This is a genomic window from Marivivens aquimaris, assembly GCF_015220045.1.
Classification (GTDB): domain Bacteria; phylum Pseudomonadota; class Alphaproteobacteria; order Rhodobacterales; family Rhodobacteraceae; genus Marivivens; species Marivivens aquimaris.
On record NZ_JADBGB010000001.1, the window covers coordinates 752,897 to 766,219 of the forward strand.

Below are 13,323 nucleotides of genomic sequence, written 5' to 3' on the forward strand. Positions count from 1 at the left end.
GACACCTGAAACCCACTTGCCGGAGTAGCCACACTGGCAGGCAAGTCGTCCTTCAGTTTTAAAGAGGCCGAAACCGCGCGGGCGACGGCGCTCTAGATTGACCGAGCCTTTGGTGCCTCGGCAGCACGGGCAACACGTCACTGCAATTGGTCTGATCGACATCAAATCCATCCTCCGAGTTTACCGATGATCGAGCCGAGTGTGCCGCGCGGTTCGTCAGCTTCCTCGACGGGCGTCTGGGTCATCCGCCCCTCAGGCGGCTTGTTCGTGACAGGCTGATAGTCGTACTCGGCCCACCGTTGGCGGCTGGCGTAGTCTGCCAGCACCAAAGCAATAGCGAAGTCGCCGTGACGCTTTTTGCCGCTGCCGCTGGCCTTTTCGGTTTCACGCACATCCGGCACGCGAGGGGTGCCGCGAATGACCTTCACTTTCCGCAGATCGGTCAGGTGGTCATCGTCCGCTACCAGCGCGATCATGTCGTCCTCGAACGCGGTCTTCAGCTTCGGCATGTGCGCGGCGTACCACTTTTCCGACAGCTTGACGGCTTCGACCAACCCGCTGCTGCCGTCGCCGTCTCGGGCACCGAACTCGCGCTGCATATCTTCGGCGACGGTCCAGCCCATGCCGACCGCGTCGAACCCGGCGCCGACCAAGCGGCTGCGCACATATTGCAAGACTGCGCGGGTGATTTCCTTCTGTTCGGCACCCGGCACATTGCGCAGCTCGAAGCAGAGAGCCTCGCGGCGGCGAAGGTTCGCCTCGATCGCCAGCAGAGAACCGACCGTCAAGTCGGCGACGCGGGCGAAGTCGAAGCCGAACGCAAAGCGCAGGTCGAGATCAAGTGCGCTTAAAGCGGCCTTCAAACGGTCTAAAAACGGCTCCATCAACGAACGCTGTTCAACGTCCGAAAGGTGCAAATAGTTGGCCGGAAGTTCGAGACGGAGGATCTCGCCCGGAACGGTCATGCGGGCCTCGATCAGCGGAGCGGGTAGCCACGTTCCAGAGCCTTGGGTCGGGATACAGAAGAGTTCTTCGTCAGCGCCGTCGCCGTAAAAGTCGATGATGTCCTGACGCCACTTGGCTTCACCCTCGGGCGACCAGTCGACGCCTGTGACGAGACAGATGCGCTCATAGAGGCCATCGCGCAGCGCGTCATCGATGTCGATCTTCAAATGGGCGTAAGGTCTGCGCCCACCAAGGATGTCTTGGATAACCTCGTTGAAGGTGTTGGTGGTGCCGTCATGGGTTGAGCAGACAACGACCTGACCGCCCCACATCAGGAACGCCAGCGCGGCCTTCAGCAGTTCGGGCAGGCTATCGACGAATGCGGCTTCGTCTATGATGACGCAGCCTTGCTTGCCGCGCAGCGAGCGAGGCGCGGATGACAGGGCGATGATTTCATATCCGCTGGCGAACTGGATGCGGAACGCCTTGATCGACTTCTGCCCTTCTTCGTCGCTGTCGTCGAAGAGCGTCTCTTCCAGCTCATTGGCTGCGATGGCAAAGGCCCGTGCCCACATTGCGCAGGCGTCGATGAACTCGCGTGTCATCTCCTGCGAGTAGGAGATATACATGACATCCATACCCGCTGCCGACTTCGCGCGACCGGCGCGCAGAGCGGCATAAGCGGCGAGGCCCCATGTCAGGCCGATCCGGCGGGACTTCTCGACGAACAGCACCTGCGTCGAGGTGCTGTCGAGGAGACCAACGACTTTCTGTTGGTACGGCAGCAACGCCTTCGGAACACCAACTTCTTCGATGACATCGTCGATCGCATCTTTTGCGTCGCGGCGAAGTCGTTCCCATTCGGCTTGTGAGATCGGCGCGGTCATGCGGCGAGTGCCTCCCATACGACGTTTGCGCGGGTCCATTGACCAGCAGTCAGCTGCCAAGTGCCGTGCGGGCCGAGGTCGATCAGCTCGTCGATCGACAGCTGGCCAAAGCCACCGCGCCAGCGATAGCCGGGCGCGATGCCATCCCAACGGCAGACCGGCAGGTCATGGCGGGTGCCGCAGCCGCAGGGGCAGATAACTTCCATCGTCCAAACGCGGTGAAGCCCGGCACGCGAGATGTGCCAGCTGCCTGCTTCGCGGCGCGCAAGTTGGGTGTCGAGGTCTAAGACGCGCAGCGCGTTCATGGGGCGACCTTTTCCATTTCGATCATGTAGGGGCGCCCGTTCAGCCAAGCGACGGTGCAGCGAAGGCCTTGGAACTGGAAGCACTGGCGTTCCCCGCGCAGGCGCGCCTTCAGGCGGGTCGGATACTTGGCCAGCAGCCAATTGCGGTTTGCCAGATGCACAGTCGCTTCGATCCCGATCATTTCGGCACCTCGATCCCGAGGATGCGGGCCTTAATGGCGTCGGCGGCAGCAGGGGATAGACCTGCATCTTTCGCGGCCTTGGTCGCTTCGGCAGCGGCTTCCGCCTGAACCTCTTTGCGGATGCGGATGCGTTCGTCGGCCATCAGCTTTTCCCGCATTCCCGAGGAGGACATCACGTCCTTCAGCATCTTGCCGAGGAAGTGAAGCTCGCGCGGATCGATCTCATCAGCGTCACGCGACATCTGCGCTTGCATGACCTTGAATGCGAGTGTCGTGATCATCTGGAAGAGGACGTTGTGCCGCTTCGCTTCTTCGTCGAGACCTTGCTCTTTCATCCAGCCTTCGGCCCAAGCTGACGCCTGTTCCTGATACTTGATGAACTCCTGATATTCGGTGCCCCAAGCATGGACAGAGCTTTTGCCGACGCGCAGTTCGACACCGGCCTCTTCGAGCTTGAAGTTCAGCTCCTCGGTCACGGCAACATAGTCACCGAAGCCGCGGGCTTCGAGCGTCTCTTGAAGCCACTCGCGTAGCTCCGACGGGATGAGATCGATTTTGCGGGGCGGCGGCATGTCAGAAGCCTGCACTAGGGCGCTGGATGCCCGGATGTGTCGCGCGGTTCTTGGCGATCTCGATGCCACGGCCGGTAGCGACAACGACAAAGAAGCCCGCGCCGTGATCGGTCGCGGTGACGAAGCTGTTCTCGTTCAGCCACATCACGTCAGTGATGGTCTGATCGCGGGTCGAGGGAATGCCGAGAGAATAGAGCACATCCGTGAGGATCGAGATGTTGCAGGTGTACTCGGGGCAATTTTCGAGATGACGAAGGATCGCCAAACGACGGTGCTGCTGGAGCGCTTCAGCAAAGTTGCTCATTTGGGACTCTCCATGAGGTACTGCGTCACTGTCCCAAGCCCTTTTTCCAATCGGGTCATGTTTTCTGACTGACTTCTGATCATGGTTTTGATTTCACGCACTGCGCCGCGTGTTTCGGTAATTGTGATCTGCATCTCGTGCATATCCTTCGCGGTGGGCAGCTGGGCCACGACTTCTTTGACTTGGGCGACTTCGGTCTGTGTGTCGCGCACGTCCTTTTCGACATCTTTCAGACGCTGGTCGTTGCGCTTGTTGCGTGCGGTCCAACCGGCAAATGCCATCGCGAAAATGGAAAACACGAGGCTCGCGATCTTTGTGATAGGGTCGATCCACTCCATCACGTTAGCGTCCGATCGAATGGGTCGCCTTGATACGGCCGACGATGGACAGGACCGCGCCAAAGGTCGCGCCAGCGCCTGCGAATGCGGTTGCGAGCTGCTCTTGATCGCCTTCGGACACTGTATAGCCAAACGCGCCACCGGCGATTGATGCAACGGAGATGATGCCGCCCCAGACGGCTTTGCTTTCGTACCACTTCTTTTGGTTCAACATTGTACTCGTCCTAACTTTCGCGGGTGCTGAGTGGCTGACCGTCTGCGGTCAGATGGATGATCTTGTTGGGTGCTGCGTACTGAGAGGGCCAGCGCGCACCGAGCAACCTTGCGCGGCTCATGCGTGTCACAGTGACCGCGTCGGATTGATTGCCGCCGAGGATGTGGAAGGCTTCTTCGTCTTCGCCCCAGTAGAAACCGACATGGCCCTGCCAGCCCGTGCGAGAGCCTCGCCAGAACACCACCACCGCGCCGAGCTGCGGCTTCACCGGCTTGCCGAAGGTGAGCCACTGGCGGGCACCGAGCGCGCCCTTGGGCGGCTCTTCGGTAGTAGTGGCTTTGAAGGCGGTTGCGACGAAGGCACCGCACCACGGGATTTCACGGGGGTCGATGTCGGCGATGCGGCCCGAGAACCACTTGCGAAGGCTGCTCAGATCACGGCCTTCGTGCAGGCCGCGCAAACGGGCTGCCTCTGCCATCCAAGGCATTCCGTCCTTCAGCTGAATGGTGCGGCCAAGCGGAGCGTCGAAGAGGGCCTGCAGTGTGAGAGGGCCAACGTAGGGACGTGCCCGGAAACCGATGGACTTCTTGAAGGCGACGATCGCCGCTTCGGTGCGCGGACCGATCACGCCATCGACGACGAGGGGACCGAAGCCTAACTCGTTCAGCCTTTCTTGAAGTGCAATGGGGTCGAAGGTGGGATCGAGGGCGTTGGACATCTGGGCAGCTCCATGCTTGCCCCTGAAATTGCCCTTGCCCCTAAAACGAAAACACCCGCAACGAATTGCGGGTATTTCAGAAGAGCGTGTCTTGTCGCGGATCGGGTGGTGGTCGAACCCGTGCGGTGTTCAAATACCCTCGGACGGTCACGTCAGTGACGTGCAGAGTGCGGGCAATTTCGGCAACGGGCAAGCCTTTTGTGTGAAGCACTCGCGCAAGCCAGTTTTTGGCCAGAGGTACGCGCGGTGACAGGTGTCCGGTTTCTTGGCCCAAGCGCTTTGCAACTTCTTGGCCGAACTCTTTGACCAGTGCGCTGCGATACTTTGGGCTTTGCGGCCGATACAGTTCGCTGCCGCCAAACCGCAAGAGGAAGCGAACGGCCTCCTCTTCCCCCAGCACTTCGACGTACTTGGCGATGTGTGCCGGGGGCTTGGTGAAGGCGGGCTTGGTCAAGCGTCGATCTCGCGGCCGCTGCGGCGCGGGCGGCTTCGGGTCTTCAAGGTCACATATGTGCAGCGGTGATCTTCATCGAGATGATAGCGGCGACCGTCTTTCAGAACGCCTGTGACACCGTCAAAACCTGCGGCCTTACTCACTATCGACGACACCTCGCGGCGGGCAGCTTCGATGTCGATGCCATGCGTGTGAAAGAGATGTTGCAAAACAGCTGCATCGGTCACTTCGAAAGGGGACTTCATAGGGTGATCTCCTCGTTAACGGTGAAACTCGATTTCTTCGCGATCGATCCAATCGCGCAGGGCCTTCAGGACTGTGTTGATCTGTTTGGTGTCGGTGAGCATGTCGACGTCGGCAGGCACCGCGCCCCATGCGTCGCCGAACTTCGCGCGAATGAACTTGTTCAGACCGGCGCGGCCCGCAACGCGGGTTTTGCCGTGCTGCGACAGGGTCTTCCACATGACATGGATCAGGCGAATGTCGGCGCGATCGGCAGCTTTGAACGGCTTCTTGAAGGCACCTTTTTCGGTGAGGTGAGCGACGATGGTCTGTCGCTCCGCCTCGGTCATGTCGGTCAGGCTCTCTTTGCCGACCAGCTGCAGCTGCATTGCCTTGCGGGCGTCGTTATCGAGGCCAAGCGCACGGCAGCCGACGAAGATTTTGCTATGCTGGCTCATGCTGCGATCCACCGCAGCAGCCACAAGCTCCCGACAAAAGCTATGGCAATTGAACCCGACATCTTGAAGAGCGTCTGACGAAACTCATTCTCGGGCGCTTCGCGTGCCAGCAGCATCGCCGATGCGATGATTGCGAAGACGCTGCCGACCAATGCGAGATTGATAAAGAGCACCAGCATCTCTTACGCCTTTGCCAGATCAATGGTGATCGGCTCCCATGCGCCGTCGTTGGTGGCGCGGCGATAGCAGCGGACGTAGCTCTTCGAGCCGACGACACGCATGGCATCCCGGATGGCTGTCATAGCTTTCTGCCAGCGCGGATCAGTGATTTCGAGCCGCAAGAGCGTGTAGATTTCCGAGCGGTTGATCTGGCCCTCTTTATCGACGTTGAAGGCGCGAGTGATAATTGCGCGGATTTCGGTCCGGCTATCAGCCGACCACTCGGTCAGGCATTCGTCGATGAGCGATTTGGCGACCTGCAGCTCGGGGCCGAACTCGACGCGATCGGCGATCTGGACGGTGACCTTGAAGAGGCCATCGTATGAGGACAGCGTTTTGTTGCCCTTCCTGCCGCCGACCGTCGCGTCGTATTCGTCAGAGAGGATGCCTTCGAATGCGCTGATATCGTCGAAGGTGTGTGCTTTGAAACGGGCAATCTGCTCGGAAAGCAACTGAGCGAAGTACGCGATCTGACGCACGGTTTGATCTTCGAGAATGTACTGGCCTTTGATGTTTTCGACCGGGACAAGGGCGCCCTTGGCGTCGGTCATGTATTCGCGGTCACCGATGATCTTCTGGCCACCATTCTTAAACTGTTCGAGGTCGATCTTGGTCATTGTCTTATCCTTTGCGGTGTCCGATCAGGTGCGCGACCAGATCGGGTTTTTGGGAGAGAGAGACGAGGAGTGCGCGGGCGAGGGCTGGCGCTGTCATGTCCTGCCCGTCACACATGCGATCGAAGCGGGGTTTACTGGACTGCCTCGAGCGGGGCCGGATAGCCGTCATGCACAACTCCATCCAGCGCCCGGCCCTTGGCCTTGATTTCGGTTTGGGTGCGGCCTTCCCACTGCTTGAAGAGGAAAGCGACGCCCGCGCTCTCGCAGTCATCTCGCAACCCGCGGAACCAGTCGGGATCTACGGGCCGGAATCCGTTTCCGCTTTCACCGCCCGCGATCACCCATTCCAGTTTTCGGGCATAACGCCGGATGCACACCGGTCCTTGTAGGGGTTCGCAAGAGAGGAACCGGACCCGCGCAGGGCACTGTATCAGGTGCGGGATGCGCCGGTCGGCTTCCTCCTGGTTCTCGACGGTGGTGCCCAGCCAAACGTTGCGGGGAATTCCCCCTGTGAACCAGCGCTCAGGCGCAAACTTCACGATGTTCTGCGGCCGCTTGGTCAGCAGAAGCCAGTCGAGGTTTGGCGTCTGGTCGATCAGCGTCCAGAGGTCTCGGCGCCATGCCTCTTCGATGCTGCGGTGATTGTCGAAGACATCTGCCAAGCTGGCGCAGAAGATGCGCGGGCGCTCAGGTGCGCCTTCAGCCTGCCGGTTCCACTTGACCGGATTTCCCCATGTCTTCGTGCGTCGGCGCTTGCCGTGCGGCCCCCATTGAACGTGCCCGCTACGCTTGGCCCATGCCTCGGCATAGCAGTTGTCGCAGGCCGCGCTGACGGCGGTGCATCCCGTCCAGGGGTTGAAGGTGTGGGTCGTCCACTCGATGCCGCTGTTCTCAGCCATGACGGTGTCTCCGGGTCAGCAGCTCGGCAGGCACATCGACGAAGGCACGATTGTCCCTTTTCACGATGCGGCCTTCGCCGAGTTTGCGCTGCTGACGCGCATGGCTGCGGTAGCGGTAAACCGTTTGCTTGCTGCACCCCAGTTCTTGGGCCACGGCATCTGCACCGAGGCCTGCGTTTGAAAGGGCAATCACGGAGTTTAAAAGGGGGCTTTTAAGGTTTTTAAAGCTCATTCGTTTTCCTCCTGCGGTTTAAAGCGCGGGCACTTGCGGCAGGATCGAAACATCATCACCCGCAGCATGTTATTGCCCTTGATCGGTCCCTTGGCGCGGTCACGCCAATCGATGCACTTGCGCGTCGAGATTTCGCCAAGTGCGGGGCACTGCACGACATCGCGCATCAAGCTGCCACGCACCCGAGCTTCGACGTTCGCGACGATGCCCTTATAGTTGTTGCCGAGAATGCCGGTGACGACAGCGGGGCTGACACCGATGGCGGCTGCGGCCTTGGACTGGCTGGTGCGCTCACTCTCGGCGACGAGCACTTCGATCCAGTCCGGCAGTGCCCCGCCATATGCGGCGAGTGCTTTCTCACGGGGCTTGCTCATTCGGCATCCTCGTTGATGTTGTTTGGAACATCGCTGATGCGTTCGCCGGTGTTGCCGTCGTAGCAGACAGGCAATTTCTTCATGACGGGTGGGATCGGGCCGGTGTCGCGGATGAGGCGATACTCGGCTTCGCGTTTGCCGGGGATACGGGTCTGGATGACTTTGAGGTAGCCAAGTTCAAGCAGCTTCCGGCAGTAGTCCCGAACCTGTCGGTCTTGCAAAGTGATGCCAGCAGCCGAAGCCTGCACCTTGATATCGATCGGGTTGAAGTTCTTTTTTACCCGCATCACCCGCCACATGTTTTCAGCGGCAGTTACTTTGTTACGGCGGGTACGGGTCGCAGTGCGCGCAGGGCCGACATATTCATATACCGAACCGTTGCGGTAATCCTGATCTTCGGGTTCGATCAGAAACCCTGCGCCTTTCAAGGTGAAGATTGCGCGGCGACAGGTGCTCACCTGTCGTCCGACGTGCTCGGCCATCTGAACAGCGGTAAAGCTCTTCAATTCGGCTGCAGCCGCAAGCACCTGATGCTCGGTCGTGTTGAAAGATGCGCTTTCAAAAGCCATTCTTTAAGCTCCCTTCTTCAGGCGAGTGAAGGAGCGTCCGACCGGAGCTGCGCCGGTAAACAGTTCTTTGTCGCCCCAAGTGGCCGCATCGATCTGCTGGAGAGCGTGGCGTCGGGCGTACCGGTTGATGTTGGCCAAGTTCGTGGCGACACGTCGCGCAGACCCGTTCGCAGCGTCCAAAACCTTGTTCAAAAGATCATCTTGGACCGTGACATTCGGCGCATACATGCTGGCCAGATGCGTCGCGTCTGTGAAGTCAACAGGCAGCGCCTGCACCCAGCTGAGGATGCGGCCATCCATGCGCTCGAACTGCTTGATTTTCTGCGGCAGCATCTCCTCACCGACCAGAATGACCGGCACGTGAGTGCTCTCGTAGATGTCGCGAACGGCTTCGATGTTCCGCTTGTTGATCAGGTAGTCCGCTTCATCAATGATCACCGGGCGCTGATCAACGATTAGTCGGTCGATCACCTGATCTTGCAGAGCGGAGATCGTACCCTTCGGGTTCTTGATCTCCAACTCTTCGAGCAGGTTCATCATGAACTCTTTGGTGGTCCACGTCGAACGCAGCTGCAGATAGACGGCATCATATTCCAGCATTGCAAAGGTCGCGGCAAAGCTCTTGCCGAAGCCACTGGGGCCGGAAAAGACGCCGATCCCCGGCAACCCGCTTTCACGGGTCGCCAGAAGATCAATCTGGGTCGAAAGTGCCGCGACATTGCGCAGCGGGGCCACTCCGGTGGTGCTGGAAGCTACCCCTGCGTTATCCATAGTATTGACTTTCTGAGTAATCATCTTACTTCTCCATCCAAGTCACCCGAAGAATTCCAATCACGGGCTTTGATTAGGCCGTCCTTGCTGCACACAAGGGCGGCTTTTCATTTGGCGAGGTAGGCCTCGCCAAAATTCTTCACCATCAGCTGCATCGACCTGTAATCGCTCGTGTCTTGGTACGAGTGCAGCCAGCGTTTCTGCTCACTGGTGATGTCGTCGCCAGCTTCCAGCTTGCGTTCGAGTTCGAGCGCGCGGCGGTAAAGCTCACGATTGTCGACTTCTTCGATCCGGCGCGATTTCGGCTTGGTCGCCCGGTGGCTGGCGAGATCGGCGACAATTTCATCGCGTTTCTTATCGATCTCGGGCGTCGATTGTTCGGCGGCGACGGTGCGAAACTTCTTGGCGGTGTTCGGCACCATCTTGACGACTTTGGCTTCAAGCTTCGCAGCCGGTTCAGGCGGCAGGCTAGTGGACAGCCCCTTCGCGAGTTCGGCGTTGGTCAGCGTCTTGTGCGCCTTCAACGCGGCCTTCTCGGCGTTCAGCCAATCTTTGCGGGCGCGGGCATGAATGCGCGCCTCGTCTGCATCGAAGAACCCGACCTTCTCGCGGCACTCGGCATGTCCCAAGTATTCGCCGTTCAGGGCGTAAATGTGCAGCCCGTCGAAGAAGTCGTTGTAGTCGAAACGCGCAGCGATTTTCTTGCCGAGATGTTCGTGAAGGAAGGGTGCCCAGAAGGTATTGCCTTGGAACTTCACGGTGCCTGTCCGGCGATTGACGGTCAGGCCCTCGACACCCATCAGCCAGAGCCGCTCTTGCTCTTTGGTGGCTTTACGGATCGGGGCGGTCGCATAGCTTTCATCGAAGACGTCAGCGAATGATCTGCCCATCGCGACCTCGGAGCGACGGCCGGTGCGGGTGTTGTGCGCCTGAATTTCGTCAGCCAGTACGGCAAGGAACTCTTCAAGCGGCACGGCGCGGCTGCCGTAGTCCTCGGGCTTCGCGGTCGGGCTGTTGCCGGTATATGCGCCGTGGAACGCGGGATGCTTCGCAATGCGGCCGCACATATCGCGGAAAGCGCGTTCGATCGGCTTAGCCTGTCCGTGGTATGGTGTGGCCCAGTGCAGCACGACGTCGAGGGCGGTCAACAGACCGGGAATGTCGTCTTCCTTGACCTTGAAACGGAAACGGGTCGGAGCGCCGCCGGTCAGCGCTTTGTTGGCGAATTCGCGGCCGTTATCGAGCAGCACGTGATAGGGGATGCCATATTCGCGGAAGAGGTCACCGAAGGCCAATTGGACCGCATGACCGTTCGAGGTGGTGTCGATCCGCCAAGCGAGAACGCGGGCTGAATAGATGTCTTGGATCGCCACCATGTGCGGACGCTGGATGGTGTCAGGTTCGCCATTGGCGCCCGGAAAGCGGACGAAGACGTCAAATGTATGAAAGTCGGCGTTGACCGCTTCCAGAGCGTGCATCGCAGTCTTGTCACGTTCCTGCGGCGGGAACATCGCTTTCGCCGCATCGACACCTTTACGGGCCAGAACTTGTGTGACCTTGCTGACGGTCCGGTCGAGCCAGCGACGGGTCGCCGACTTCGACGCGACGGGAATGCCGTTCGCTTCGCAATGGCGCACGATGCGGTCATAGCAGGCGGCGAAGTCCGGCTCCCCAAGGCGCAAGTAGTCGGCCTTGATCATCTCGCCGAATGTCGGATCGATCTCTGCAGCACGGCTCGGACGCTTTGCCAGCTTGTGGCGGTCTGCGAGGTAAGGAAGGCGATCTGACGGTGCGATGCCCGCAATCATGTCAAACCAGTTCCAAATTGACCGTACACCACAGTGAAGCTGTTTCGAGGCATTCCGGACGGCTTGGTCTTTGGTTAGACCGCCGCGTTCGAGGGCTTCGACCAGTTGGATTGCCTTCAACCGCGAGGTAGCTTTCGCCTTCGCTTTATCGGCAAGCTTGTCGTAGTAGGTCCACGCTTCGGCAGCGCTCATTTGCTCTGCTTCGGCTTTTTCGGTTTGGTCCGAAGTCGCGACCAAAAGCAGGTGCTGCTGGGCGCGTTGCGGCAGGAGGGACCAGTGATACTCGAACCCACCACCGCGTCCCGACCGGCGACGCGCAAGGCCCGGCTGTGCCACCCAGTTCTGACGATCGATCATCTTAGTCAGACCGCGCTTGGTGGTCGGAATATCAGGGAGGCCCGAGGCAGCAAGGTCTGCAGCCGACCACCATTCTTTTTGTGGTGTGACTGACATCAGCTCGCGTCCTCGATGTCGGCGATCAGCGACTTCAAGACGTCCAGTTCGAGTTCAACAAAGCGACGGCGCGCAGCCTTGTTTGCGCGAACGAAGCTCTGCTGAAGAGCGAGTGCGCTTTGCTCGGTCGGATCGAGGGGAGCGACTTTCAAACCACCTGCCGACACCTTGAACTCGGCGAGTGCGGCGCTGGCCTTCTTGGCTTGTCCTGCGCCCAGCTTGTTGACCACAAAAGAGCGAACCTTCTCGTCGCCGATGCCGACGATAGTTTGAAGGTCTTTCAGTGTGACGGCTTGAGGTGCTTTGCGGAGTTCGGTGACGTGTTCGCTCGACAGAGCGGCCCCTGTCGCAACGATTTTGCGGACTTGGCGCGGCGTTATCCGCAGCTTTTCTGCGACGGTGTCAGCAAAAGAACCGAGTTCCGTTGCGCGATGGTGACGCGCCAGGGCTCCTGCTACACCACGCTTGGTTTCTGGGTGCAGGCGCTCATAAATTGTCTTTCTCTCGGCCAGAAAAACACAGGTATCAAGCGCAGACATCGAAGCTGAAGCGAGGTTGGTATCGATCTCCATCAAGCGCGCTTCGTCGTCAGAGCACTCGTAAACATCTGCTCGTAGTTGCGTCCAGCCGTCTTCAAGGGTCGCTGCCTCAATGCGGTGGCCGCCATCAATCAGGTAGAACTTGCCGCCCTTCTTGCGCAGCTGGATCGCTTGCAGCTGCTGGCCCGTTTCGCGGTACGACTCTCGGATCGCTTCGACACCGGCGGGCGAGGTCTGGCGCAGTCGGTCAGCAACGATGATCTGGTCGAGTGCGACGAGCTGTTGCCCGATAAACTTGATGGTCATGACGATGGTCCCTTTGTCATCTGGTATTGCCAAACGACTTGATTGAATTGGTGTTCGCGAGTGCAGTGGATGACTGCGCCATTCGCGCGGAGTTCGGAGACGATGGCGCTGACCGCCATCACGTTGCATCTGCGGACAATCTCGCGGGTCGAGTGCCGCTTGCCGTCAGCGAGGAGTTTCAACACCCGCTGAAGTCGTGGAGATTTCAGCGAGGCGGCTTTCATGATCAGCGCCCGTATGCGTAGTCGGCCATTCCTGCCGATTTCACGCGGCACTTGTCGCACATGCGATTATGGCTGCCTTCAGACTGGAACCGCTCATTGCAGCAAAGGCAGGCACGCTCGGACGTCATCAGCACCGGTCGTTTGATGTCGATGCGGCGCTGCGCTTCATGAGCAGCCATCGCGGGCGAAACTTGTTCACCCTTCGAATTGAAGACAGCGGAAAGATTTGTGGAGACTTTGCGCACGAATAGGTCGGCAGAACTCATGACAGCACCAGAATAACGAAGAGGGTGACGAAGATGCTGGCGCAAGCGGCAACATCGGAGAGCAAGCGGCGAATGCGGCCGCTGGAATAAGTCGCGCTCTGCAGCCACGAGGTTGGGAGGTCCTCGGGGGAGGAGGCCGCAGAGCGCGCTTTGGTCACGACACGAAGGGACAAACGTGTCGGACCAACACCGGTACGGTCACTCACCCGCCCGGATTGCTGAAAGGGGACGAGATGCGCCATCAAGCGGCACTCTCTCGGGCGATGTCGATCTCGCGAAGCACACATTCGGTGGCGCTGGCGATGCGACGAAGGATCAGTCCGCAATCGGGGGAGGCGGACTTCAGCACGATGCTCAAAGCAAGCTCTGCGCGCTGTTTTTCGGTGAGGCTTTCAACGGCCTTTTGAAGATCGGTTGAAGACATCGTTAAGCCGCCTTCCGCGAGGT

Annotated in this window: 23 protein-coding genes; all 23 read right to left on the reverse strand. The window is 59.5% G+C overall.

Annotated features, from left to right (window positions below; translation table 11 throughout):
- Positions 1 to 161: 161 nt before the first annotated feature.
- The gene (locus IF204_RS03835; RefSeq protein ID WP_194094817.1) at positions 162 to 1,832 is read right to left on the reverse strand and encodes a hypothetical protein; all 1,671 of its coding nucleotides are present in this window, start codon (positions 1,830 to 1,832) and stop codon (positions 162 to 164) included.
- Positions 1,829 to 2,137, reverse strand: coding sequence for a hypothetical protein (locus IF204_RS03840; RefSeq protein WP_194094819.1), 309 nt, complete (start codon positions 2,135 to 2,137; stop codon positions 1,829 to 1,831). The genes IF204_RS03835 and IF204_RS03840 overlap by 4 nt, the downstream gene beginning before the upstream one ends.
- A complete protein-coding gene (locus IF204_RS03845) occupies positions 2,134 to 2,319 on the reverse strand; it encodes a hypothetical protein (protein WP_194094821.1) in 186 nt (61 codons plus the stop codon). Before IF204_RS03845 ends, IF204_RS03840 begins: the two co-directional genes overlap by 4 nt.
- Positions 2,316 to 2,891, reverse strand: a complete 576-nt coding sequence (locus IF204_RS03850) for a phage protein Gp27 family protein (protein WP_194094823.1) — start codon at positions 2,889 to 2,891, stop codon at positions 2,316 to 2,318. Before IF204_RS03850 ends, IF204_RS03845 begins: the two co-directional genes overlap by 4 nt.
- Before the next feature lies 1 nt (position 2,892).
- On the reverse strand, positions 2,893 to 3,195 hold the full coding sequence (locus IF204_RS03855; protein WP_194094825.1) for a VpaChn25_0724 family phage protein: 303 nt from the start codon (positions 3,193 to 3,195) through the stop codon (positions 2,893 to 2,895).
- Positions 3,192 to 3,533 (reverse strand): DUF2730 family protein, encoded by a 342-nt coding sequence (locus IF204_RS03860; RefSeq protein ID WP_194094827.1) that lies wholly within the window; start codon positions 3,531 to 3,533, stop codon positions 3,192 to 3,194. Before IF204_RS03860 ends, IF204_RS03855 begins: the two co-directional genes overlap by 4 nt.
- Positions 3,534 to 3,537: 4 nt before the next feature.
- Entirely contained in the window at positions 3,538 to 3,747 is a 210-nt protein-coding gene (locus IF204_RS03865) for a hypothetical protein (protein ID WP_194094829.1), read from the reverse strand.
- 10 nt (positions 3,748 to 3,757) lie between these two features.
- Complete coding sequence (locus IF204_RS03870; protein ID WP_194094831.1) at positions 3,758 to 4,465, reverse strand: NlpC/P60 family protein; 708 nt, start codon at positions 4,463 to 4,465, stop codon at positions 3,758 to 3,760.
- A gap of 76 nt (positions 4,466 to 4,541) precedes the next feature.
- Positions 4,542 to 4,919, reverse strand: a complete 378-nt coding sequence (locus IF204_RS03875; RefSeq protein WP_194094833.1) for a helix-turn-helix domain-containing protein — start codon at positions 4,917 to 4,919, stop codon at positions 4,542 to 4,544.
- Positions 4,916 to 5,164: a hypothetical protein gene (locus tag IF204_RS03880; RefSeq protein WP_194094835.1), complete on the reverse strand. Its 249-nt coding sequence runs from the start codon at positions 5,162 to 5,164 to the stop codon at positions 4,916 to 4,918. Before IF204_RS03880 ends, IF204_RS03875 begins: the two co-directional genes overlap by 4 nt.
- Positions 5,165 to 5,179: 15 nt before the next feature.
- Positions 5,180 to 5,599 (reverse strand): regulatory protein GemA, encoded by a 420-nt coding sequence (locus IF204_RS03885; RefSeq protein WP_194094837.1) that lies wholly within the window; start codon positions 5,597 to 5,599, stop codon positions 5,180 to 5,182.
- Complete coding sequence (locus tag IF204_RS03890) at positions 5,596 to 5,778, reverse strand: hypothetical protein (protein WP_194094838.1); 183 nt, start codon at positions 5,776 to 5,778, stop codon at positions 5,596 to 5,598. Before IF204_RS03890 ends, IF204_RS03885 begins: the two co-directional genes overlap by 4 nt.
- A gap of 3 nt (positions 5,779 to 5,781) precedes the next feature.
- Positions 5,782 to 6,435 (reverse strand): DUF3164 family protein, encoded by a 654-nt coding sequence (locus IF204_RS03895; RefSeq protein WP_194094839.1) that lies wholly within the window; start codon positions 6,433 to 6,435, stop codon positions 5,782 to 5,784.
- Between the two features lie 131 nt (positions 6,436 to 6,566).
- Positions 6,567 to 7,334 (reverse strand): DUF5131 family protein, encoded by a 768-nt coding sequence (locus tag IF204_RS03900; RefSeq protein ID WP_194094840.1) that lies wholly within the window; start codon positions 7,332 to 7,334, stop codon positions 6,567 to 6,569.
- A complete protein-coding gene (locus tag IF204_RS03905; protein WP_194094841.1) occupies positions 7,327 to 7,566 on the reverse strand; it encodes a helix-turn-helix domain-containing protein in 240 nt (79 codons plus the stop codon). The genes IF204_RS03900 and IF204_RS03905 overlap by 8 nt, the downstream gene beginning before the upstream one ends.
- Positions 7,563 to 7,940 (reverse strand): transcriptional regulator, encoded by a 378-nt coding sequence (locus tag IF204_RS03910; RefSeq protein WP_194094842.1) that lies wholly within the window; start codon positions 7,938 to 7,940, stop codon positions 7,563 to 7,565. The genes IF204_RS03905 and IF204_RS03910 overlap by 4 nt, the downstream gene beginning before the upstream one ends.
- Positions 7,937 to 8,509 carry a hypothetical protein gene (locus IF204_RS03915; protein WP_194094843.1) on the reverse strand — a complete coding sequence of 191 codons (573 nt, stop codon included), beginning with the start codon at positions 8,507 to 8,509 and terminating at the stop codon, positions 7,937 to 7,939. The genes IF204_RS03910 and IF204_RS03915 overlap by 4 nt, the downstream gene beginning before the upstream one ends.
- Before the next feature lie 3 nt (positions 8,510 to 8,512).
- Positions 8,513 to 9,304 (reverse strand): AAA family ATPase, encoded by a 792-nt coding sequence (locus IF204_RS03920; protein WP_194094844.1) that lies wholly within the window; start codon positions 9,302 to 9,304, stop codon positions 8,513 to 8,515.
- A gap of 83 nt (positions 9,305 to 9,387) precedes the next feature.
- Positions 9,388 to 11,541, reverse strand: coding sequence for a transposase domain-containing protein (locus tag IF204_RS03925; protein WP_194094846.1), 2,154 nt, complete (start codon positions 11,539 to 11,541; stop codon positions 9,388 to 9,390).
- Positions 11,541 to 12,386, reverse strand: a complete 846-nt coding sequence (locus IF204_RS03930; protein WP_194094848.1) for a ParB N-terminal domain-containing protein — start codon at positions 12,384 to 12,386, stop codon at positions 11,541 to 11,543. Before IF204_RS03930 ends, IF204_RS03925 begins: the two co-directional genes overlap by 1 nt.
- Before the next feature lie 226 nt (positions 12,387 to 12,612).
- Positions 12,613 to 12,876 (reverse strand): hypothetical protein, encoded by a 264-nt coding sequence (locus tag IF204_RS03940; RefSeq protein WP_194094852.1) that lies wholly within the window; start codon positions 12,874 to 12,876, stop codon positions 12,613 to 12,615.
- Positions 12,873 to 13,082, reverse strand: coding sequence for a hypothetical protein (locus IF204_RS03945; protein ID WP_194094854.1), 210 nt, complete (start codon positions 13,080 to 13,082; stop codon positions 12,873 to 12,875). The genes IF204_RS03940 and IF204_RS03945 overlap by 4 nt, the downstream gene beginning before the upstream one ends.
- A gap of 35 nt (positions 13,083 to 13,117) precedes the next feature.
- Complete coding sequence (locus tag IF204_RS03950) at positions 13,118 to 13,300, reverse strand: hypothetical protein (protein WP_194094856.1); 183 nt, start codon at positions 13,298 to 13,300, stop codon at positions 13,118 to 13,120.
- Positions 13,301 to 13,323: the final 23 nt, after the last annotated feature.